The organism is Ferruginibacter albus (assembly GCF_020042285.1).
Taxonomy (GTDB): Bacteria; Bacteroidota; Bacteroidia; order Chitinophagales; family Chitinophagaceae; genus Ferruginibacter; species Ferruginibacter albus.
On record NZ_CP083388.1, the window covers coordinates 2,633,043 to 2,658,458 of the forward strand.

At 40.1% G+C, this 25,416-nt stretch carries 6 protein-coding genes; all 6 read right to left on the bottom strand.

Translation table 11 applies throughout. From position 1 onward, the window contains the following. Positions 1–310: 310 nt before the first annotated feature. The 6 genes from K9M53_RS11450 to K9M53_RS11475 all read right to left on the bottom strand — a co-directional run bounded on the left by K9M53_RS11450 (position 311) and on the right by K9M53_RS11475 (position 25,391). Positions 311–10,945, bottom strand: coding sequence for a sugar-binding protein (locus tag K9M53_RS11450; RefSeq protein WP_224014970.1), 10,635 nt, complete (start codon positions 10,943–10,945; stop codon positions 311–313). Between the two features lie 490 nt (positions 10,946–11,435). Further along, positions 11,436–12,491, bottom strand: coding sequence for a PorP/SprF family type IX secretion system membrane protein (locus K9M53_RS11455; RefSeq protein ID WP_224014973.1), 1,056 nt, complete (start codon positions 12,489–12,491; stop codon positions 11,436–11,438). Between the two features lie 23 nt (positions 12,492–12,514). Beyond that, positions 12,515–17,710 (bottom strand): Ig-like domain-containing protein, encoded by a 5,196-nt coding sequence (locus K9M53_RS11460; RefSeq protein WP_224014975.1) that lies wholly within the window; start codon positions 17,708–17,710, stop codon positions 12,515–12,517. A 254-nt stretch (positions 17,711–17,964) separates the two neighbouring features. Then, positions 17,965–18,885 carry a PorP/SprF family type IX secretion system membrane protein gene (locus tag K9M53_RS11465; RefSeq protein ID WP_224014977.1) on the bottom strand — a complete coding sequence of 307 codons (921 nt, stop codon included), beginning with the start codon at positions 18,883–18,885 and terminating at the stop codon, positions 17,965–17,967. Positions 18,886–18,933: 48 nt separating this feature from the next. After that, positions 18,934–23,760 (bottom strand): sugar-binding protein, encoded by a 4,827-nt coding sequence (locus tag K9M53_RS11470; protein ID WP_224014979.1) that lies wholly within the window; start codon positions 23,758–23,760, stop codon positions 18,934–18,936. Positions 23,761–24,212: 452 nt separating this feature from the next. After that, positions 24,213–25,391, bottom strand: coding sequence for an IPT/TIG domain-containing protein (locus K9M53_RS11475; RefSeq protein ID WP_224014981.1), 1,179 nt, complete (start codon positions 25,389–25,391; stop codon positions 24,213–24,215). Positions 25,392–25,416: the final 25 nt, after the last annotated feature.

Below are 25,416 nucleotides of genomic sequence, written 5' to 3' on the forward strand. Positions count from 1 at the left end.
ATAATTGAAAAAAATTTCAAGGTTATAATGCAAAGGATAAATATGGACAGCGTATAATCGTTTATACAATAGCAACAGTTGACAGAGGTACGCATATGGCATCTAAATGAAGATGATCTTGGGGATATAATCGTTGCAATAAAAATAACGAACTATAGCCTCAAAGAGTCATTATATCAAAAAGATATAAAAAAACACAACCGAAAAAAGTCAATTTTATTTTATAAACAATTGACTTTCATATATCATAAAATCAAATTAATAATATCGATATATAATATCTTGTATTATTAATATTTCCTAGTATCTGCTAGTAAACAACCTTCACTTCGCTTCTATATCCATTCGGACCATTCACTTCCAGGTGATAAATTCCTTTTGCCATTCTGCCATCAAATCTTATCGTTTCTTTCGTATTGATAACATCATGAGCTAACTCATTTACCTGCATCACCTGTCCTATATTGTCCAGTAATCTTATTTTGTACTTTCCTGTCAACATATTGGTCATTTGCAGATTGATGATGCCATTTTGAACAGGATTAGGATAAACGGCTATAGCAGGCGGTAGATCATTTGTGAACGTAACTACAACTATCGTACTATATTGGAAAGTATTATCTATACCAACGCTCCTTATACGATAGTAATTATTGCCGTCTGATGCATTGGCATCTATCCATTTATAATCTATTACAGTACCATTTATTGAAAAAACCGTTGCCACTTTTACAAAATGAATACCATCTGTTGACCTTTCTACATCATATTGTTTAATATTCAACTGGTTGTTCACTTTCCATTGTACAGCAATATTTTGTTCCTGCTTAATTGCTTTTATATTTACAAAGGTCACCGGCAGCGGATCACTGTTATCGATAGCAGCAAATACAATCCGGAAACGACCTGCACCTTGCGAAGCAGCATTAGCTGTTACTGTGAATTTCACGGTTGTAACATCGCCATCAGCCAAACTAACCGGGGTAGATGTTTGCAGGAATTTATCTTCCAATGTTGCTTTCAATCCTTCTTTTGCCAGGTCGCTTGCTCTTAGATCAATGCTATACTGAGTATTTTGTGTTAGAGCAGTAAGGTTCAAATAAATAGTATCGCTTGCCTTTATCCCTGATCTTTTTTCAATTGCTACCGATTTTTTAAAGCTATAGATCGAAATATTTTCATTCGGATTGGTGATCTTACGTGCATCTTCCAGCCAATTCAATGTATCGGCATATTTCTTATCATATAATACTACTGCACCATCATCAAGCGAGCTAGATCCATCTGATTCTATCGCGTTTAACCTCACTGTAAAGGATTGTGCGATCGGGTTTACAGGACGGAACACCAGGGCTGTTTGTGTTGCTTTATTGTTTTCAAAGAAAGAAACAGGATCGGTGGTTCCAAAATTGATGATGAATGCCTGTCCTGATTCAATCTTACCATCTCCGAAAGAACTAACATGCGGAGTAGAAGCATAAATACCAGGCGTACCATTATAAGAGAATGCTACAAAAGCACCTACAGATTCGCTGCCGGTCATCATCGGATCCCATACATAATAATTGCTTCCTACAATAGTTGGATATTTTCTAAACAAGCTATCCAGGTTCAATTCTGATGCATATGGATTGCCCACCATCTGGAAGCTTGTACCCGGTGCTGTAAATTGAATTTGATTTTGCTTCAACGTTCCTTTTGCTCTCAAAATAGTTGTTGTTGAAGGATTGAAAGGCGGAGTAGTAACTACTACTGATCTATCGCCCCGTATAAATAACATATACCCGGGCTGACTATTGATCAACGACGTATTCGTTTGTGGAATAGTTGTCCACGTGCCGCTTAAATATTTAATAGAAGGGTTATTGGTAGCAGCGTCATCATAACCTGTTGCACTTGAAGTAGTAAGGGTATTGGTTATTTCTGTACCATATCCCGGATGAGGATTTACCGGCGCATAACGGTTAACGTTAGTAACGCCTTCCTGCCAGGAATCATTAATTGTTTGCGAAGTAGTTTCCAATGGAGCTGTCACTAATCTCCAAGCTCTGCGGCTGCGAACAAATCGTTCTACAACTACTTCGCCGCTTATAGCATTTCCTGAATTCGCTCCTGCATTTGTCAGATCGGCTATTCTTGCCGTTCCTCCATTTGCTGAATCTCTTGATAACATTGTAAGATTATCATGCGTATTGAAAGTAGCATTATCAATATTTCCGAAAGAGAATGCACCGGAAATATTCAATGTATCATTTGCTGTGCTTGCTAAGGATAATGCAGTATTACTATCTATAAGATTTTTAATTGTTTTGCCAACAAATGTACTACCCGACAAGGTTTGCGCCGATGATCCGTTCATCTGCAAAGTACCGCTCGTTAAATTGAAGATACTGTTATTGGTAATAGTACCTGATACAGAAAGCTGTCCCGAACCATTTACTGTTACAGACGGAGCAGCGGAGAAACCGGCAAATGTGGCGATTGTAATATTCTTTACAGATCCATAACCTGAAGATAAAACAGGATAATAAGGTATCTCACCTGTAAAGCTGCTTGCAGGAATAAGTACATCTGTTGTTTTATCGGGAACACCTCCACACCAGTTACTTGCATCATTCCAATTGGAGCTGGTAGTACCCAGCCATTTACGATAGGTGGTAACGGTTACGGTTACACTCTTTGTGTTGTCACTTGCAGTTGCAGCACAAGGGCTTGCACCTCCTTCTGCTCTTACATAATATGTAGCAGTAGCGGTAGCGGTAACAGTTGTACTTGCATTACCTGCGGTAGTAGTTGCGCCTACTTTGGTTGTAAAAGATGCATCGGAATACCATTGCCAGTATGCGTTTGTGCCCAGGGTACCACCCGTTTGGGTCAAGGTAATAGCACTACCCGTACATACGGCAGTAGCTGATAGGCTTACTGATGTTGCAGGCGTTGATTGTGTATTAACGGTTACGGTTACACTTTTTGTGTTATCACTTGCAGTTGCAGCACAAGGGCTTGTTGCGCCCTCAGCTCTTACATAATAAGTTGAAGTACCTGCAGGAGTAATGATTGTAGCTGCATCTGTTGCGGTGGTCGTTGGTCCCACTTTGGTGGTAAAGGATGCATCGGAATACCATTGCCAGTATGCACCTGTACCCAGGGTACCACCCGTTTGTTTCAAGGTTGTGCTATTGCCTGCACATACAGTAGCAGCAGTTGCACTCACTGATCCCGCAGCTACAGATTGTGTATTAACGGTTACGGTTACACTTTTTGTGTTATCACTTGCAGTTGCAGTACAAGGGCTTGTTCCTCCTTCTGCTCTTACATAATAAGTTGTAGTACCAGCAGGAGTAATGGTTGTACTGGCATCTGATGCTGTGGTAGTTGCCCCTACTTTGGTTGTAAAAGATGCATCTGAATACCATTGCCAGTATGCACTTGTACCCAGGCTACCTCCGGTTTGTGTTAAGGTAATAGTACTACCCGAGCATAAAGCAGTAGCTGATGAACTTACTGATGTTGCAGGTGTAGATTGCGTATTAACGGTTACGGTTACACTCTTTGTGTTATCACTTGCAGTTGCAGCACAAGGACTTGTTCCGCCCTCGGCTCTTACATAATAAGTTGCTGTACCTGCAGGAGTAATAATTGTAGCTGCATCTGTTGCGGTAGTCGTTGGTCCCACTTTGGTGGTAAAGGATGCATCGGAATACCATTGCCAGTACGCACCTGTACCGAGACTACCACCCGTTTGTTTCAAGGTTGTGCTATTGCCTGCACATACAGTAGCAGCAGCTGCGTTTACCGATCCTGCAGCTACAGATGGCGTAGTAACGGTTACGGTTACACTCTTTGTATTATCACTTGCAGTTGCAGCACAAGGAGATCCTGTATTTTCTGCACGCACATAATATGTTTTGGTTGCTGTTGCAGTTATGGTAGTACTTGCATTTCCTGCTGTTGTTGTAGTACCTACTTTACTTGCTACTGAGAAGCTGGGATCCGTGTACCATTGCCAATAGGCACCGCTTCCCAATGTTCCGCCGGTTTGTGTTAATGTTACTGAACCGCTACCACACATGTTTGATACCGATGCACTAACTGAAGTAGCCGGGCTGGAGGACGTGTTAACTGTTACAGTTACACTGGTAGCAGCTAATAAATTACCTGTTGAACAAGGAGCTGTTCCTCCTTCTGCTCTTAAATAATAAGTTGTTGTACTTCCAACTGTAGTTGTAATGCTTGCATCAGCAGCTATGCTTGAGTCTACAATAGTAGAAGTATTAAAAATTGTACCGCTGGTATACCATTTCCACTTGGCTCCTGTACCTAACGTTCCTCCTGATTGCTTAAGTGTTACAGATGCAGAACCACATGTAGACAGCGGATTAGAGCTGTTGGCTGATAGTACTGAAGATGTTACGCTTGACGGCTGATTGACCGTTATTGTTCTTGAGAGACTGGCTAACACACCACTGCTTGCAGGACAATTCTGATTATCTTTAAGTGTATCAATTGTGTATGTTGTAGTAACAGTAGGACTTATTGCTACAGTGGGTGCAGTTACTGAAGTAGTTCTGCTGCCCGTTGAAAGACCGCCACTGGTACCATTGGTTGCAGACCATTTATAATACCAACCAGGACTGCTACTGGTAGAAGTGGTAAGTTTAACTGCAAACGCAGTTGAGCCTCCTGCACACAATGTGGTCAAAGGAGATGGGTTAAATGTTGCTGTAGGTGAATCAATAAGTACACTTACAGTCTGGAATGTTGTTAAAGCAGGGCAACCCGTTAAATTTCCCCCTTCAGGTTTTATAAAAAATACAAGCGCACTATTGAAAGTGGTATACGAGGTCATTATAAACTTGGCATCACTTGCCTGAGAAGTAGCGCCGCTAATAGCAGTAGCGGTAGCAACACTTGTTCCCTGGTACCATTGCCAATGATCTGCAGAACCTAAACTTCCGCTTGCTGTATTTTTTGTAAGTGTTAATGCGTTACTGGAACATGAAAATACAGGACCCGTACTTCCATTAGCCAAGGTATTACCTGAGGTTGGCAATACAGGCTGCACATTTACATTTGCTACAACACTGTCAGGAGGTGTAACTGTTGCTGTACAAGGCGAAGATGTGCCTTCTGCCCTTAAATAATATACTGTTCTTGTTGAAGGTGCATCCACCCAAAAAGCATTTGCAGAAGTCAATTGTGGTCCGAATGGTTGCGTATAATTTTTATCATTATACCATTGCCAGTAAGCACCTGCTCCTAATGTTCCACCGGTTTGAGTTAGTATAACTCCTCCAGTATAGCTTCCGTTTATATTACAGATATTCACACTTGTACCTGTACTTGTTGGAGCTTTAGAAGGCTTTATTACAACGACAGTTGCGCTACTTGTCAGATCCGTAGGTTGAGATTGACAAGACTGATCTACCAAACTTTTAAGTGAATAAGTAGTAGTTGTGGTAGGATTAACTGTTCTACTCCAGGTGCCAGAACCGGAACCTGTTATAGTAGAATTATCATTAAATGTTAACGTCCAGGCGCCATTCGCCGTAATAGTTCCATTGATAGCGGTTGTATCCGGATTATTACATATACTAGTACGATTAGCACTTGTAACATTTGCAGTAGGCCGTGTTGCAATAGTTACAGTTACCGTTTTGGTTATGTCATATACTATCGCAGCACAAGGACTTGTTCCTCCTTCAGCTCTTAAATAATACGTAGTATTAACAGATGGAGATACATTCAAACTGGCATTTGACGAACTTAAGTGGCCACCTACCGTGGTAGTAAAGCCTGCATCTGAATACCATTGCCAGTAAGCACCGGTTCCAAGGCTGCCCCCTGTTTGAGTAAGCGTAATATTATCAACACCTGCATTACAAATAGTTGCAGCAGATTTGTTCAAAGCTGTTGGTGCAACAGATATCGTATTAACGGTAATGGTTACACTACCAACAATCGTATTGGAAGCAACGCCACATCCGCTTACCCCTCCTTCTATTCTTAACCAATATTGAGTAGTAGAAGTTGGTGATACAGAAACGCTGGCATCAGCCGGTAAAGTAGTAGAAGATACTCTTGTTGACGGATTAAAGATCGTGTTACTGGTATACCAATTCCAGTTTGCCCCTGTTCCTAAACTACCGCCTGTTTGAGATAAAGTAATACTGCTACCACTACATATTGCGGCTGATGAGTTTAATTGGGTTGGTAATATAGAGGGTTGATTAACTGTTACTGTTACAGCCTTAGTATTATCTGATAATAAATTTGCACAAGGGCTGATAATTCCTTCTGCTCTTAAATAATAAGTAGTAGTAATTGTTGGCGACACAACTAATGTTGCTGCGCCTGTTAAATGCCCCCCTACAGGAGTTGTAAAACCAGCATCTGAATACCATTGCCAATAAGCTCCCGGGCTTAAAACGCCACTGGATTGACTAAGTGTTGTAGATTGACTTCCATTATTACAAAGTGTTGCTGAAGATGTATTTAATGCTGTATAAATAGTTGTCTGTTGATTAACTGTTATTAATACCGTAGATGAATAAACAATGCTACATGCACCGCCATGTGATAATACACGGTAATACCTGTTAGCAGTTAAACTACCCATTGCTCCTGAGCTCAACGAGGTAGCAGCAGAAGATGGAATAGAATGAATATCGGTTACAAAATTATCAGATGAATATTGCCATTCATCGATGGTGCCACCAACACCCGTTACATTAAGCGCTATAGGGCTGCTTCCGCTACAAATAGTTTGATCTGCAGTAGCTGTTCCTCCACTCGGTGCAGCAGACAGTGTTGTAGATGCTGCAGGAGCAGAAGCAATAAGATAATTACGTGTAGAATCTTCACTGCCATTCCAGGTATATGGAATGATCAGGTAATTATAAGTACCCGTTCCCACCGCATCTGTATAGGATGCAATATTACCTTTTAATACAGTTAAAAGAGTGGTCCCCGATTGAGCAGCGGTTATTGACGCTTGAGTAACAGTTGCACCATTTACTATCCCTGCAGTTGTAGGATTAGTTCCATCACTTCTGCGTAAAATAATATAATTGCTATCGGTTGCTTTACTAAGATTTTTTGGGAAAGTTGCGACATTCCAACTTAAAGCAACACCCGTACAAGAAGCTGAAGAAGCAGCAAACGAAGAGACCTGAGCAGTTGGAGGACTTGACAATGTCCAGAAAGTAGCAGTAGTACTAACACCTGTCACTCCTTTGCTGTTAGTAGCGTAGCCAATATAATAATAATGTGTTTGAGGATTTAAACCAGTTCTGCTTCCAGTGTAGGCGGCAGATGGAGTTATTGGTCCACCTCCATTAGCTAATACATTAGAGCTAACAGGACTACCTGTAGTGTTATACGCAGTTCCATAAATTGAAACGGGAGTAATGGCAATGCCATCCAAACCGGCGCCTCCCGATTGTACCGTTGCTCCTAATGACGCAGATACATCTGTAATACTGGTTGCCGTCGGGTTTATAACAGTAGGTGGTGTTTGACAGCCAACTAAAGTAGCAGTACCGAATTGTGAAGGATTGCTAAATGCAGAACCATCAGTTGCATTCCATGCAGTTTGAGTAGATCTTGTACCACTTGCATTATCATTATCATTTACACTAATATCAAAACCAAAATTTTGCAAATCTGCCATTGTTGGAGTATACCCGAATAAGGCTGTCCACGACATTCTTGCTTCCAAAACATATCCAGGAGCAGTGCCGTTCATGAATGTCTTCATGCTAAAAACAGTATTCGTACCTGTAGCCATTCTTGTAAAAGCAGTTCCTACAAATTGAGTAGCACCCCCTGCAGATTGTCCGCTGATTGCAGAAGCACCCAGATTAAATCTTAACTGATTATCGTCAACGCCGTCATAAGAAGTTCCGGTACTTGCGTTAGGGTTAATTACTAATTCAACACCATCAATATCCCATAAGCTTCTGTCCGGATTTAAAGGAGCAATCGAAGTAGCAGTTCCCGGAGGGACACCACCGCCACTTTGCATAGTAGAAGTTGAAGGCAAATATACTAAAGTACCCGGATCAGTTACCTGAACTAATAAGTAAAGAGAATCTGCGCTCCACATAGATTTCCAGTAAGTACCACCCGCAACGTTGTTTATATCGGAAGTACCTCCAACAGTAACTTTTGTAATTGAATTGCTTGATGCGGAAGACCAAATTGCATCAATAGTACCATCAATTGCGGGTCCTGTAGTAGTAGTTTTATTAAAATATTGAACGCCTGCATTGGTACCGCTTGGAGAACTACAACTAGCCGTTCCGGCTAATAAAGTTGAAGTGATAATAGTATTAGACCACGCCGAAGAACCGGTTACGTTAACTGCTTTAACTCTATAATAATATGTAGTAGCTGGTAATAAATTAGTGAATATACTTGTAAGTGTTGCTGATGAAAGATTGGTCAGGTTAGTAATACCTGTAGTAAAACCGGCATCTGTCGCAATCTGTACTGTATAAGTAAATGTTTCTGTTCCTTGTCCTGTTGGAGCGGTCCAGTTAGCAGTTATTGAAGTTGTAGTTGAAGTACCGGCAGTAGTTGCTACCGGAGCATTAGGTAGTGTGGTAAATGTTAGATCGGTACCATTGCCAACAGTACTTGTTTTCGCTTTAAAAGTATATAATGTATTTGGCGTTAAGCCTGTTAAGAAAGCAGAATCAGGTATTGCTGTTGTACTTGGATAAACACCGGTTGCATTTCTTATTGAACTAATGGAACTAGTACCGGAAGACGAAGTCCCCCATCCAAAACTGATAGCTGCAGCCAAACCTCCAGTATTAAAACTTCCGTTTATAGTAGCAGATGTTGTTGTTATAGATGTTGCAGGTAACGTAACTATAGGGCTGGGATTTGAAATAGCAAAGAAAAACGGAGAAGATGTTCCAATATCACTCGAAGTAGAAATAGTAGAACCCGAAACAGTTCCTCCTAAATTGCTGTAAGAACTATTAGATGAAAGGCTTTGACCGTTTGAGCCTGCTATTACGCTTCCTACACTTATACTAGTAGGTCTTTGTAATGAAACTGACGAACCTGCTATCAAAGATGAACTTGTTGTTAACTTCCAGTATTCAGTTGAACTCAACGTATTAACTGTAGAACCACTACCGCCAGAACCTGTATTAAACGCTTCAATTATATTAGTTGTAGCTGAGTTGGGTGTTTTAGGAGTTATTGTAAACGGTAAATAAGCAGACCCTGAGCATCCGGGTGTTGTTATTTTTCCGACAGGAACTATGTACGTATTAGCTGTTACATTCGGAGGCCAGCTCCAGTTAACCGGACCATTAATAAAATTATTTGTTCCACCACCGGATATTGCTGTAGTTGCAGTATTCGTAATATTTAAAATATTAGTAGCATCAGTTTCTAAAATTCCGGAAGAGCCAGAAGTCGATAATGTAAATGTACTTCTTACTGTAACGGGAGTTGCCAGTTTTGTATACGCAGTATTTGCGATCGTCAAATTATTAAAAGTTCCATTCGCACTCGACATTCTGATAGTATCAGGCGCTGCACAAGTGCCGCTGCCTGCCATTGTTATTGTACCTGTATAGGTTGAACCGGAATTGGCGCAGCTTCCTCCAACAACACTTGTACTGAATGAACCTCCGGTCCAAACAGAAAATTTTCCTTTTACCGTAACATTGGCATTAGGGAACCACACATTCGCACCGGGTGTTATAACTACCCCGCCACAAGAAAAGTTCCCGTTTGTTCCACCACTAAAAGTTAAAATGGTTGTGCTGCTACCGTTTCCTACTGTTAATAACCCATTAATAGGAATATCTTGTGAGATTGATCCGCAATTATTATTATTGTTCGCAATTGTTACATTATTCGGATATCCGGGCGTAGTTCCAATAGTACTTCCGGATGCTGCATTCCATAATCTTGAAAAATTGGAATAATTCCATTGTCCACTTCCGTCTATATATAAAGTTGAACCACTTCCCCAAATAGGCGAATTACCTGCAGGAACTGTAAATTGATTTCCTGAACCAGAATAACCAACATAAAGCGTATCGTTAATTCGGGAATAAACACCTGCCGTTGCATCCAGACTTAATCCTGTTTTACTAAAAAACGCGTTATAAAAAGTTACCGCACCATTTACTGTAAGAGAATAAGTACCGGAAGTACCAATATTACTGATGGTTCCACCATCATTGTTTGCATCACCTGCGCCATCACTACTATTAGCTAAAACACCAGAACAGGTAACTGTACTACCTGTTACAATATCAGTAAAAGATGTTCCTGCACCATTAAGAATACCTGTTTTTGTAAATTCTATTGTTTGAAAAGGCATTTTAAGAATCCCTTTTTCAAGCGTTAAAGACTCATTGATCGTAGGTGATTTTAAAATCGTCACCTTGTCTGAAGCATTTGTAGTATTGATTATTAATGAAGTAAAAGTAGTAGCCATCGTACCTCCAATACTTCCACCGGATCCCATTATAACATATTTATTATTGCCCGTAGTTCCGGGAGAAAATGTTCCTCCGGTATTGAGGGCCCAGTAACCGTTTACTACGATACAGGCGCTACTTAACTGCAATGTTCCTGCAATCGTAATTCCGTGAGCACCCGTTCCATCTCCCACTGTTAATTGTGATGTTAATTGAAGCGAACCCCCACTTTGTATATTGACAGCTTTAACTAATGCAGCTGAACCTACTTTAATGCTTTTTCCGTTGGGTATAACTACCGAATCATTTACACCCGGTATGCCTGCAGGAGACCAGTTGGTTGAAGTTCCCCAGTTACCAAAGGCGGTACTAGTTGCAGTGTATGTAGTTTGAGAAAATGCTGAGTGAAATAAAAAAAATAAGGTACACGTTAAAATAACGAGCCGCTTTGGAAACAATAAAGCCAAAATAGAAGTAAGTCTATATTTCACACTATTTACGTTAATACAATTTTTTTGTAGTGATGTAGAATTAAGCATAGCCATTTCCTTAAGGTTCAGAATTTGCAGCAAATACAAAATACCTGCTGATTGTTTGTAAATCGAGGATAGAATGGAATTAAAAGGAATGATTATACAGAGGATATAGATAACTTACAATCGATATGAATTTCTAAAAACTATGATACTTACGGGGAATTGTATGCAAATAGTTTTAAAATTTTTGTAATGTCAGAACACCATCTGACTTCTATTATGCAATCGTTTGCGTTACAAAACAATCAATTTGTTTCTGTATTTACAATTAATATCTAGGTAGTATAGAAAATATTGATTCAAGAGGCATTTAAAAAATAACAATTATTTAAAATTCAATGACTTACGAATACATTAAAATTTTTATTATATAATATTGAATATAGTCATTTTTCAAGCAATTTGCCTTTAAAATCAATAACGATATTTTATAATTTATGGAAGATTACCATGCGTTACGTGGACAGGTATTGGTTGAATATTTGTTACCCAATGCAAATCCAAAAAGAATTTCATGAGTACCATTACTTACCGTATTTAAACGGGTAGTTGTATAGTCATAAGAATAAGAAATAGTGAACATATTAGAGGCATTAAATCCTGCCATTGCTGCGTACCCATATCCTCCCCTATACGATGCTCCTATCCAAACCAGGTCCTGAAAAGTAAGCTTGGCATTTATATCTACCTGTACCGGTTCAGGTTGTACCATTTTAACCATTACTGACGGAAGCAAACTAACATCTTCGTTCAGGAAAAATTTATATCCCGCTGTTGCAAAAATATGTGGCACCATTTTACCTCCGGGATTTGGCTGCAAAATCCCATTATCTGAAAAATCAATAGCTTGTGGCAGCAATTGCTGTACAGATGCGCCAATAAAATAATTATATGAATATAACCATACTCCTACGTTCGCATCAAAACGCGGTTTTGTAACATCAGCATTGGTATAAACAGCAGGATCAACCGGGTTTGCATTACCCCAAAATAATTTATCATTATCCAGGCTCAACTTGCTAAATCCTAAACCCAAGCCTGCCGATAAACTTGTTTTATTATTAAGTGGCATATGATAAGCATAGGTTGCGTAAAAAGAAAAATTATTAAATGGCCCAAAAGCATCATTCACTATTTGTGCTCCTATGCCATGATGTGCAGGCGGAGCTATGTAATCATCCATAGCCTCTTTGCCCGTTTGGTTTTGTCCGTCCATATCCGGAAGCAATGTTGTTGCAGTGGTTCTGTTATCCTGCTTACCTATTGGCCCCTGAATCGTTAAATAGGTTGTTACCGGTGCATCATCTATGCCCACCCATTGATGCCGGTGACTTATTTTAACATCCGTATAATTTTCAATTCCGCTTAAAGCAGGATTTAGAATATATTGATTAAGGATATACTGCGTGTATTGAGGTTTCTGTTGCGCAAATGCATTACTAAATAACAACACACTTAGTCCAAACAAACTACAAAAACGAATTATTTTTATTGCTTTCATCTTTAAAAAATTAAAATTACAAGTTATCGTATTACAGAGATGGATCCACTTATAGGTTTTCTACCATCCGTTAATTTAATTATATAATAGTAAGTGCCCACCGGTACAGGGTTTCCATGAACAGTTCCATCCCATGCATTATTGCTGTACGATAAACCTGCCACTTCATACAACAACTGACCGTAACGGTTGAAGATACTTACGGTTGACCCTTCGTATCCTTCCAGGTTCGTGATCACCCATTTATCATTGATCCCATCTCCATTCGGTGAAAATGCATTCGGTATCACCGGTATCTTTAAGATCAGCACCTGTACGCTGCTCGTGTCTGAACAACCATCAGCCGTGGTTACCTTCATCGTATACAGCTTATCCTTTAACGGTGTTACTGTTGGTGTATCGATGTCTGTTCTGTTCAAATATGTTGCAGGAGACCAGCTGATCGTAAGCGTTCCTGTACCACTTGCCTGACCATTCAATCTCGCTGACTTACCTTCTTCCACTGCCACTACCGGACCTCCCGCATAAGCAGATACTGCACTAACCGTTACCGTTATCCCCGTTCTCGGACTTTCACAGATACCGTTGGAAGAAGTCACGTAATAAGTTGTACTGCCTCCCTGGTCTGTCAATGGTGTTGGTGCAGTCGTTCCTATCGAAGCTCCAAAAGAATTGTACCACGTTAAATTAGTACCATTGGCTGTTAAAGGCTGTGCCAGATCCTGCTGGCAATATTTTACGATACCATTGTTTCCTACCGTTGGTGCAGGCGGTATAGCCGGCGGGGCATTGATAGGGGCAGGAGCGGCATTCGATAAACATCCCCCTGCATTGCTTTTGCCGATCACCTGGTAATTACCCTGTGATAAGGCGCCGCTCGTAGCTGAGGTCTGGTAGGTTACTCCGTTATCAAAGCTATACGTAGCATTGTTTTGTGCATTTACAACCGTTATAAATCCATTGGTATTGGTACAGGTAGGCTGCACTATATTCAATTGAGGATCGGCAGGAGCTGTTGGCTGGGTATTGATAATAGCTGTGGTTGCTGTTGAAACACAACCTCCGCTTATTTCTTTCACCAATACCTGGTAAGTGCCGGCTACCAAAGCACTGCTGGTGCCTCCGGGTTGGAAGGTCGCTCCGTTATCAAAGCTGTATTCAACATTAGGTGTGGTACTGCTTGCTGCAATAGTACCCGTAGCTGATGTACAGCTTGTTTGAGTGATATTGGCAGCAGGTGCCTGCGGTATCACAGGTGGCTGATTGATCGTAACTGATTGTGATGAGGATATACAACCTCCTGCTATGCTCTTTACTACCAATTGATAGGTATTCGGCAATAGATTACCAACAGTAGCTGATGCCTGGTAGGAATTACCATTATCAAAACTGTAGGTTACTCCACTTGCAGGTGAAGTAACGGTAATCGATCCCGTTGCTGTAGTACAGCTAGGCTGTGTGGGAGTGCCTGCAGGTGCTGAAGGCGCCAGATCTACCGTAATTGCCATTGTATCTGTACAACCATTATTATCTGTGAAGGTGATTATGCTATTACCTCCCGCATTACCCGTTATATTACCGGCATTATCAATTGTAACAGCAGAAATATTAGAGGATACCCATGCGTTGGAAGCTGCCGGTGTACCCGTTGCCGTTAGCTTGGAAATACTTCCCTGGCATAACTCTGCGGCACCATTTACTGATGGGTGTGGGTTAATTGTAATAGTAAGAATATTGCTGCAACCATTGTTATCAGTATAACCAATAGCACTGCTGCCCTGTCCGATAGCCAGTACTTTTCCATTTGTTTGATTAATAGAAGCAGCTAAAGGATTGGAACTTGTCCATGCATTATTTGAAGGAATGCCTGTACCAAAGTAAGTAGAAGTATCCCCCAAACAAAGATTCTGTTTTCCCGTGACAGAAGGCAATGCGTTTACAATAATACTAGCTGTTGTGCTGTTGCCGGCGGCATTTGTATAAGTAATCGTTGCAGTGCCGCTTGCTGTTCCACTTACCAGTCCTGTATTATCTACGGTTGCAACAGACAGATCAGAAGAAGACCATGCTGTTGGAGTAGCGGGGGGGGTGGTTGCAGTTAATTGTGTAGTTCCATTTACACAAACATTCAGCTTACCTGATATGATCGGGTTGGAAGATACAGATACCACCGCTGTTATCGTACACCCGTTACTGTTAGTATAGGTGATCGTAGTTGTTCCATCTGCTAGTCCGGAAACTAATCCCGTATTATCAATTGTTGCAACACTCGTGTTAGAAGATACCCATGCATTGGAAGCTGCCGCTGTGGCAGACCCCGTTAATTGCGATGTACTGCCTGTACTCACAGCTAAAGTGCCGGTAATGGTTGGCAGATCGTTCACTGTTATTACAGCGCTTACGGTATCTGCATTGCTATTGGTATAAATTATTTTGCTGGTACCAACACTTACAGCCGTTACAAGACCTGAATTGCTTATAGTAGCTACTAAAGTATTGGAAGAGACCCATGCGTTAGAAGCTGCTGCTGTCGGAGAGCCGGTTAACTGTGTGGTTTTATTTAAACAAACACTTAGATTACCCGTAATAGTAGGCAAGTTAGTAACTGTTACGGTTACCGTTTTTTGACAGCCATTACTATTCGTATAAGTTATAGTAGTAGTACCTGCAGTAATTGCGGATATTTTACCTGTATTATCAATTGTTGCAACTCCTGTATTGGAAGATGTCCAAGGAGTAGAGCCAGCAGGTAAACCGTCTCCGGTCAACTGTGCTGTACTACCAGCTGTTACAGTTGTTGTACCGGATATTATTGGCAACGGATTTACAGTGATATCACGAGTAGCAGTAGCATTGGGGCATCCGTTTGTTCCATTTACTGTATACGTAATAGTAGCTGTTCCTACTGCTTTACCGGTAATTGCGCCGGTGGAACTATTTAAAAAAGTTATGTTGTTATCTGAACTTGTCCATGTACCGCCGGCTTGTGTTGAAGAAAATGTAACAGCGTTATTGATACATACATTTTGTGTTCCGCTTAATGTTCCTGCGGAAGTAGCCGGATAAATAGTTACTGTTACAGGCTTTACTCCATAACAAGAAGCACTCTGTCCTTTAATGTAATATGTATTTCCCGTTGCTACCGCATTGGCATTTGCCAAAGCATTAGTAGCTGTTGCGTCAGTAAAATAAGTATAGGTCAGTCCTGCTTGTGAACCTGCTGTTACTGCAGCAGCGGTCAGATCAACAGTAGCAGGAGAGCAAACACTCGGAGGATTCGTAACACTGAACGAAAGCGAACCAATATAAATAGTAACCGGGCAGGAAGTTACATTATCATATATTACCCTGTATTGTGTTTGAACCGTTGGAGTAACAGTTATGGAGTTAGTAGTTCCTGCAAGGGCAGTCCAGGTACTTCCATTATCTGTACTTTGCTGCCAGCTATACGGCAAGCCAGCATTAACAGTCGACAACTGTGTTGTAAGTATAGTAGAGCCTCCGCTGCAAACTGTATCCTTAGATGCTTTTACACCGGCGCAATCACTTAACGGTGCAGTATGATATTGCGTTGTGGCAGCATAGTGGTTGGCGGCTATCCAGGTAAACAATTGTGCTGCCCTGCAGGTACAACCATCTTTTGCCTGATTAATACCCAATTCCATTTTGATATATCCGGGTGTAAGATCAATGTTATTCGCCGCAATAGGTATACGCACTTCCAGATCCCAATATGCAGCATTCTTTACAATTTTTGCAGTTCCATTTTGTGCTGCATTGTTTTGATAAAACCCTGGCGTTCCATTAGCATACGTATAGCCAAACTGTAGTGCAGTGTTATTCTTATTTGCTATGTATATTTCAACCCCATCCTGATAATAAACACTACCTGCATTTTGAGGATTGTCATCGATCACTCTTATATCAAAATAAATATCAGTAGGCGTGTATACACAACGCCACTGTCCTGCAGGATTTTCCTGTACGCCAGCACAAGATCCACTAACACAATCATGAATAATGTCATTTAATGCTAACGCCTGCGTTACATTCTGCCAGGGTGCAGTATACCACACAGGTTCATTATCATTACCATCTACAGTAATAGATTCGCACACTTTGGGAATAGTAAATAACCCCGTAGGTCCGCAACAATTCACCGGAGTTAGTGTATCCTTAACCGTTAGATTCGTTCTTGTGCAGGTTGCACTATAAATAGTTTTTGTTGATGGAGTTATATCCAATGTATTTGAAGAAGAAGCGGTAACCGGAGTGAAGGTACTTCCATTGTCTGTGCTTTGCTGCCATACATAAGTATCGGTAGTAGCTCCAATTCCTTGTGCTGTTAGCGTAGTTGGAGTTGCCTCACAAACACTTGATCCATTTGAAGATATTAACTGCTGTGTGATACATCCATATACTTCTATTTCATCTATTCCCCACACATCATTATTACCCCAGGCATTTGCCTGAAAGTTTAAAGTAAAACCATCATCATTTGTATTGTTAGGATTTTGTCCCAATTGAAAATTACATTCATACCAGGAAGCGTATTCATCCCACATTAAACCATAGGTTTGATTATTTCCATCCCATGTTCCACTTGTTGTTTGATTGCAAGATGCATTATTCTCTACTCTATTCCACATACCGTTGGAAACTCCGCCACCTGAAATATCCAACCCTGTAAGGCTCTTAAATTTTATAGTAGTGTATAAAGATTGATTACAATCCAGGTAAGTAGCTGCATTACGCATTTTAACTCTTACACAATATTTTCCATTAGGCTGAAGACCTGTGATCTTATAAACAGCAAAAGGATTAGCGCTATTATTCGGTCTGAATAGAAAGACACCGTCGGTAGCTTTATTTACTAAAGGAGTGCCGGTAGGTCCGTTTACAGTATTTGGATTACTTACTATTGTATAGGTTCCACCGCCTGTAGAAGTCAGATTCCCATTGGTTGAAGTAAAAGATGCAGGATCTGTAATAGTAAAACTTTCATTGGTCAATCCTCCGTATGCAAGATCATCGACAGTCCAACGCCCTGTTGTAGTTCCAGACTTATTCGCAAAAGTTACATGTCCTACTAATTGCCCCGGACAAGTACTGCTACAGGTAACATAAGTAAGTTGAGCACACACTTTGCCTGAACCATAAACAAAGATCGAAAGAACCAGTAACCAAAGCTGTTTATATTTCATTATAGAATACTGCATAATCATCCGATTTTTCACTAACTACATCTTGAAGTTATTATAGAACCAGGCAACCTCTGTATCATAATCCACAAACAGCATAGCATGTGAATGATTGAGCAAGCTTGGGTGTTTTAATCACAATTATTATTAACTACAAAAAAGCAAACTCTCGTTTGCCTTTCTGCCAAAATCATTTTAAGTAAACAGAGTCTTTATATTTCTACAGTGCTGCTTTATTTTATAACATTAACATTTGTGTAGTCCAAAGTCGTTTATTTTTTAAAATAATAGCGCAAAGAAATTTCATTGGCATCACCACCATCGCTGAAAACACTTAATGGTGTAGAGAACTGGTCGTAAGCATAACCGATCTCTAATTTCTTAGCGATCTTCACCCCTGCATAAATGCTGTAGCTCTGCTGGTAATGATAGTTTATTCCCAACCACAGAAAATCTTTGTGCAACAATTTCACCCCTCCTTCAAAATCAATGGGTGAATTAGGAAGATATTTCAACATGGCATTCGGGATCAGCACATTGTCCGGGTCCGTTTGCCAATTATAACTGGCAATGGCAAAGTAGTGACGGTATAATTGAGCATCCTGTGTTGCATTGGTGTTCTTATACAGGCTCAATCCTGATTGGATCAGCTGATCGGCAGAGATACCGATATTCAAGGTAGAAGATCTGTAATAAACACCTACCGCTGCATCGCCGGTTATTTTTGAATCAGCAGCATTCATAATGCTTGGATCGTTTTGTGCAATTGGGTCTCCATCGGTTAAATAGTTCTTATCTATTTTATACTGGAAGAAGCTACCGCCTAAACCCAACATTAAGCGCTGGTCTTTTTTACCGTTCAAATAAACGCTGTAAGAAAGTCCTATTTGTCCGCCGGTACGGCTGGTAGGACCTGTTTTATCATTGTAAACAAAAGCAGATACTCCTACTTTCTTTTTTTCAAAATAAGTATCGCCGTATACCACGAATGTTTCCGGACCACCTTCGATACCAGCCCATTGCTTGCGGTACAAAGCGCCTACAGAAGCATTGTCATCAGCACCTGAAGCAGCCGGGTTATACAAAAAGTTATGTTGTTGATATTGACTGATACGGAAGATCTGCTGAGCGGTTGCATTGGATAAACAACCTGCAGTAACCAACAAAACAGCTATGATCGATTTTATTTTCATACTAGTTATTTTTTAAAATTCAGTTTGTGATGTTGTATTAATAGTTGTTTATCTAAGGATAGTTACGTTGCCGGTTAAGGTATGTACTGAACCGTTAGGGAATAATCCTCTTACTACATAATAGTAAGTGCCATCCGCAACATTATTGCCTTTGTACGTACCATTCCAATCGTTATTATAACCATCTGAATGATATATTAATCCACCCCAACGATTGTAAACGCTCACGATCAATTTCACTTCACAATCAGAACTTAGTTTCCAAACATCATTATTACCATCACCATTTGGCGAAAATGCCTTTGGTACATTGATAACGCAAGGTGATAAATTTTGAACAGTAACTGTAACAGTATCGCTACCAGTGCAATTGCCATTCGTAACAGTCAATGTATATAAGGTTGTTACATTAGGACGACTTGTTGTGCTTGCAGCGGTAGTTGTTGAAAAACCCGCATCAGGAGCAGATGTCCATAAATAACTTCCCTGAACATTACTTGTACCTGTAAGCGTTACAATATCACCTTGAGCAATAGTTGTTTTATCTGCATTGACAGTAACAGAAGGCTTACCTGCAACTGTAATGTTTACCTGTGCAGTACTTGCACATTGACCCTGATCAGGAGTAAATGTATATACCCCATTATTTGTATTACTTACCACTGCAGGACTCCATGTACCAGTGATAGCAGGGTTGTTAGTCGAGCTAAGAGGTAGCGTTGGCGCATTATCTCCGCTACAAATAGTAGTAGGCGTAATGCTAAATGTAGGTGTTGTGCTATTGTTTACTGTAATAGTTATTGAAGTAGTACTTGCACATTGTCCCTGGTTAGGAGTAAATGTATAAGTACCTCCTGTTGTATTGCTAACTACAGCAGGACTCCATGTGCCTGTAATAGCAGGATTATTAGTTGAAGTAAGCGGCAATGTTGGCGCAGTAGCTCCACTACAGAAACTTAAAGGAGTGATATTAAATGTTGGTGTTGTAGTAGCTCCCGGGGTAGCCGTTACCGTTGGTGCATTTGTTACAAAGTAATTGTATGTAGAATCGGTAGCTACGCCGTCCCATGTAAATGGAACTAACAAATAATTATAAGTAGTATTTGCCTGCGCTGTTGCATCTACATAAGTAAGTGTTGCACCGCTGCTAACAGTAGCCACTAAAGTTGTTCCCGAAGGAAGGTCTCCTTGTTTTGTAGCTACTCTTGTTTTAATACCGCTGGTAGTTGGATTGTTGCCATCCTGTCTGCGCAAAATTATATAACCTGTTTGTGATGCTTCATTAGGTGCCGGAAATTGGATAGTAGTCCAGTTCAACGTTACACCCGAACAAGTTGCAGCACTTAGTGTAGGCTGTACCGTTGGTAATTGAGATAAAGTGTAAAAGCTATCTGCTACGCTAACACCCGTTAAGTTACCGGCATTATTAGCATAACCTACATAATAATATTTTGTTTGTGGACTTAACCCTGTACGTACACTTGCATAAGCTCCTAAAGAAGTACCACCTTCTGCACCTGCATTTGAAAGAACAGGTTGCGATGTTGCATACGCTGTACCTCTTGCTATTATTGTAGAAGGACTGCCATTTACTTTACCGGCAGAAACAACTGTAGCTCCTAACTTAGCAGACGTTGCAGTAATAGAATCTTTAGTTGGTGTGGTTACAATTGGCGGCTCAGGGCATATTTGTAACCCTACGCTCTTAAACTGATCTGAATATAAGTAAGACCCTGTAGATTGACCATTCCATTGAACTTGTGCCTGGCGACCACCACTAGCATTGTCCTGATCATTTACACCAACATCGATACCAATAACCTGACCGCTAGCAGGTGTACCATACGTGTCAGCAGGATTAGGAGGAGTTGGTAATAAGAACACACCAGGATGCGCAGCATCTTTACCCCAGGGAATTGCCGCTTCCAATAAATAACCGGTAGGTGTTACAACCATTTTCCAATCTACCAATGGAGCAACTCTGTTAAATGCTGCACCTTGAAATTGATTAGGTCCACCGTAAGATTGACCACTTAAAGAAGTAGCACCCAAATTGAAACGCAATTGTATATCATTTACCTGGTCGTAAGCATGTTGGGGGTTATCATTCGGATCTAAGTAAAACTCTATTCCATCCACTTCATAGTAATTAGCACTTGTACCCATAGTTGCACCTGCAACAGGTACTCCACCTAATCCTGATGGTTGAGAAATTAAGGAAGCGTCAGTTACTTCAACCAATAAATACAACGAATCTGTAGTCCATAATGATCTCCAGTTCTGTGTATTATTATTGGTTCCCAAAACAACTGAAGTCAATGCGTTTGCTGGTGCTGATGACCAAACCTGATCGATAGTACCATCAATAACAGGAGGAGCTGTCGTAAATGTTGTAGCACCATCACTACTTGTATTATTTGTACAAGGAGGAGTTGGAACCAAATTAGTTGTTGCAGTTATAGTAGCTGACCATGCTGAAGCTGCTGTTGCATTAACTGCTTGTACTCTGTAATAATAAGTAGTTGCAGATATTAAACCACTAGCTGCATATGAAGTAGAAGTCAACCCTGTTTGTGTTGTTACTCCTGTTGCAAAAGTTGGATCTGTTGATATTTGTATAGTATAAGTAAAAGGAGCATTACCTTGATTAGCAGGCGCTGTCCAATTAGCTGTAAATCCGCTTCCTGATATATTTGATGCAGCAGTTGCTGTTGGAGGGTTTGGCGCTGTAACAAATGTAATATCACCACCCGTGCCGCTTCCGGCAGTTGCCATATAGTGATAAACAGTATTAGGAGTTAACCCTGTAACCACTGCCGAATCTGCAGTAGAAGAAGTGCTGTTTATAGGACTATGGATAGTAACCACTGATGAACCATATGAAGTGCTTGTTCCCCAATTAAAGCCCGTTTGTACCTGGCTTCCTTGTGTATTGTACCCACCCTGGAATGTTGCACCTGTTGTAGTTACCGATGTTGGTGGTAATGTTGAGATAATTGGAGGTTGTCCTAATGTAAAGAATAAAGACGTGCCTGATCCTATATCATTTGAGTTGGTAATTTGATTGCCTGATGCTGTACCACCAATAGATGTATACACACCATTTACAGTAGTATTGCTTTCGCTAATTAACGTATAAGGCGTTACCGCATTTGGAGTTTGAAGAGAAACAGTTGAACCTTGTATAGGAGCACTTACACCTAATGACCAATATTGATTACCTAGGGCAGAAAGTGTTCCATCAAAAGTACCATTTGAGCTTGTATTAAATGCCTGAACTGTCATTGCAGTAGTTACACCAACAGCTGATAAATTTAAAGTCAATGGTAAATAAGCTGGTGTACAAGCAGCACTATTTCCTACAGGGAACACATAAGTTGCAGCTGTACCGGCTATTGAATTCCATTTAACAGGTCCATCAATATATGAACTGGATGAACCTCCCGAAATTGCTGAAGTAGTAGAATTAGAAACGAATAAAATATTTGTAGTTGAAGTTGAGAATATACCTTGTGATAAAGTAAGATTATTCGTTACCGTTACCGGAGTAAATAATTTTACAAAAGCACTTGCTGCAACAGATAAATTGTAAAAAGTTTCTCCCGCAGGTATATTCTTTGTTATAATAGAATCAGGATTAGCACAAGTACCTGCACCGCCAAAAGTAACAGTACAATTATTGCTCACAAACCCAAGATTAGTTCCTGTTGCCTGGTAATCTTTCCAGCTGCCTTTCACTAACATTCCTGAACTAGGAGCAGAAAATCTTGAATTACCTGTTAACACAAAACCACCACACCAAAAATTAGTTATTCCTGAAAAATTCACTTGCGCATTAATACTGCTTAATGTATCACCAATGCTAAGAATACCATTCAGGCTTCTATCACCCGTTGCAACCCATCCGTAATTATTACCCGCAGAAGTACCCAAACCACAAAGCGTTACATTATTAGGATAGCCCGGAGTTACCCCAATGGTACCACTTCCACCTGCCATTCCAACCCATAAGGTTGATAAAAAGTTTGCCTGGTTCCATTGGTTGTTGCCATATAAGAATAAAGTAGATTGCGGACCCCAGATTATTGGATTACCACTTGCTTTAAATTGATTAGCGCTAGCACCTGTAACAGCAAATACACCATTAACTTTTGTATTTACACCATTGTTGGTGCTTAAGGTCAATTGCATATTTCCGCCGGTAGCTGTTGTAATATTATTAAACGTTACTGCTCCATTTACTGTAGTAGTTGCCGGACCACCAGCGCAAACTATTGTTCCTCCATCTACATCTGCATCACCTGCGCCATCGCCTGCATGGGCAAAATCTCCACCAGTAGCATTAATAGTAATTGTTTTAGAAAAAGATATTACCTGGTTGGTCAATTTCAATAATCCTTGTGTAAGATTGATAGTAGCTGCTGTATTAGTTCCGCTATTACCAAATGTTACCTGTGCGGCTTGTGTAGAATTAGTAATATTCACTACATCCGTTGCATTGGGTGTAGAAACGGTAAAAGTATACAGGTAAACTGTACCGCCACCTGAGATCGTTGCATTGGCTGCATTTAACAGGATGGTTGCTTTTGTGCAATTCAATGTCATCCCAGACGGAACATTTAATGTTCCCCCAATAGCAAATGAAAATGTATTTGTATTGGAGTAGCTTACATCCATTGTACAGGTATTACCTGAGGGAATCACCAAATTTTCAGTACCATTTGGCACATGCCCGGCGCTCCAGTTAGCAGCTGAATTCCAATTGCCATTGGTTGCAGTAAAAGTATTTTGTGCTACTGCAATACCTGATATCAATACAGTAAAGCAAAGAACAAAAAATTTAAAAGCAGACAGACGTAGTGTAGTTTTCTTCATATAAAGCAGTTAATTAATTTTCAATTTAGAAAATGATTGATGAAATCCGAAAGATTTTTATGCAAGACAGTACTCTTGTTATTAACTTCAACTAAAAGGGAAACTTCCATCGGCATGTCTGGCATCGTTTGCGTAATCTGTATGGGAAAATAAGAAACCTTAAAATACTATTAATTTCTGTTTCGGGCAACGAATATATGAAAACAAGCAAAAAGCAAACAATCAATGTTTAAAGCATATAGAAAATATTTAGTTTTGGTAGCATAACCTTCATATAATATGCTGATTTTCAACATATATATCAAATATAAAAAAATAATAAATATAATTTATCGTTTACCAATTTCAAGGCATTTTTGTTCAAAAATAAAATTTTAAAAATTGGCATTAATAACAAAACCCCGCAATAAGCGGGGTTTTGTTATTTGTTATTAGAGAGAAATAATTAAGAATTATTTTCCTTGGCTTCCGTAAGTATATAAATTCATTACTTCGCCATCACTTATAGCAGTATTGAATAATCTGATATCATCGATCTTACCGGTGATACCGTTTTGAGCCCATGGTCTGTCGGCAGCCAAAGGAGCTGTTTGTCCGTAACCGTTACCCAAAGTGAAACCAAGATCATAGAATTCTAAAGTACCTATAGTTACTTTATTATCTGCACCAGCATCAGCTCCTGTTGGAACGATTCTGAAAGTTTCAGGTTTTGTAACTGTAGTTAATTCTTGTTGATTGATCTTATTACCATTTACATAAAGAGTAATTGTTTGGTTATTGCCATTACCATTGTATGTTACAGTAAGTAATGTCCATTTTCCGGTAACACCAAATGTATTATTTGGGCCAATTACCTGGTTGTGTACATAAGGAGCATTACCATCAACTTGTACTTGTCTTGATTGAATTGCTAAAGAATCTCCTACAACACCGTTGTTAGCTAATTCCATAGAAACTAATCCCCAAAGATCTGGGAATCTTGTACCATTGATTTGGAATAAAGAACGTAATCCTTCAGAACCTGTTGAAGCAGGAATGTTTACCCACATAGAAAGAGTATAGCTTTGTAAAGCAGTGTCTCTGTCAATTGTAGAAATAATAGGATAAACCAATGCACCATTTGTAAATGTTGCACAGTTTCCTATTGCACCTGCGTTAGTGTAAGTAACTGTACCTACTGTTTGTGCTGCAGGTGTACCTGTAGCAAATTCTTTACTGTCGCTATCAAATGTCCATTTAGCTAATAAAAAGGCATGAGCAACTGAGTCAGAAGTTGGCTGAGCAACTGCAGAAAAAGTAAATGAAGTAGATGATGTTGCAGTACCACCCGGAGTTGTTACAGTGATTGTACCTGTAGCACCTGCACCTACAACAGCAGTAATTTGTGTAGCGCTAACAACAGTAAAAGAAGTAGCAGCTGTACCACCAAATTTAACAGAAGTAGCACCTGTTAAGTTAGTACCGTTAATAGTAACAGTAGCACCTGCCGCAGCTGAACTTGGCGTAAAAGAACTAATTGTTGGAGTTCCTGCCCCCGGAGAAGGGTTGTCGTCTTTAGAACATGATATAGTACCTACCGAAAGGGCAAACAACCCTCCTACTATACCGAGCATTGCATTTTTAAGTTTCATGTTTTTTGATTTTTAATTTTTAGTA

Coding starts and splice junctions, on each gene's coding strand:
- K9M53_RS11455 (WP_224014973.1), bottom strand. CDS start 12,491: ATGAAAGCAATAAAAATAATTCGTTTTTGTAGTTTGTTTGGACTAAGT.
- K9M53_RS11460 (WP_224014975.1), bottom strand. CDS start 17,710: ATGCAGTATTCTATAATGAAATATAAACAGCTTTGGTTACTGGTTCTT.
- K9M53_RS11465 (WP_224014977.1), bottom strand. CDS start 18,885: ATGAAAATAAAATCGATCATAGCTGTTTTGTTGGTTACTGCAGGTTGT.
- K9M53_RS11470 (WP_224014979.1), bottom strand. CDS start 23,760: ATGAAGAAAACTACACTACGTCTGTCTGCTTTTAAATTTTTTGTTCTT.
- K9M53_RS11475 (WP_224014981.1), bottom strand. CDS start 25,391: ATGAAACTTAAAAATGCAATGCTCGGTATAGTAGGAGGGTTGTTTGCC.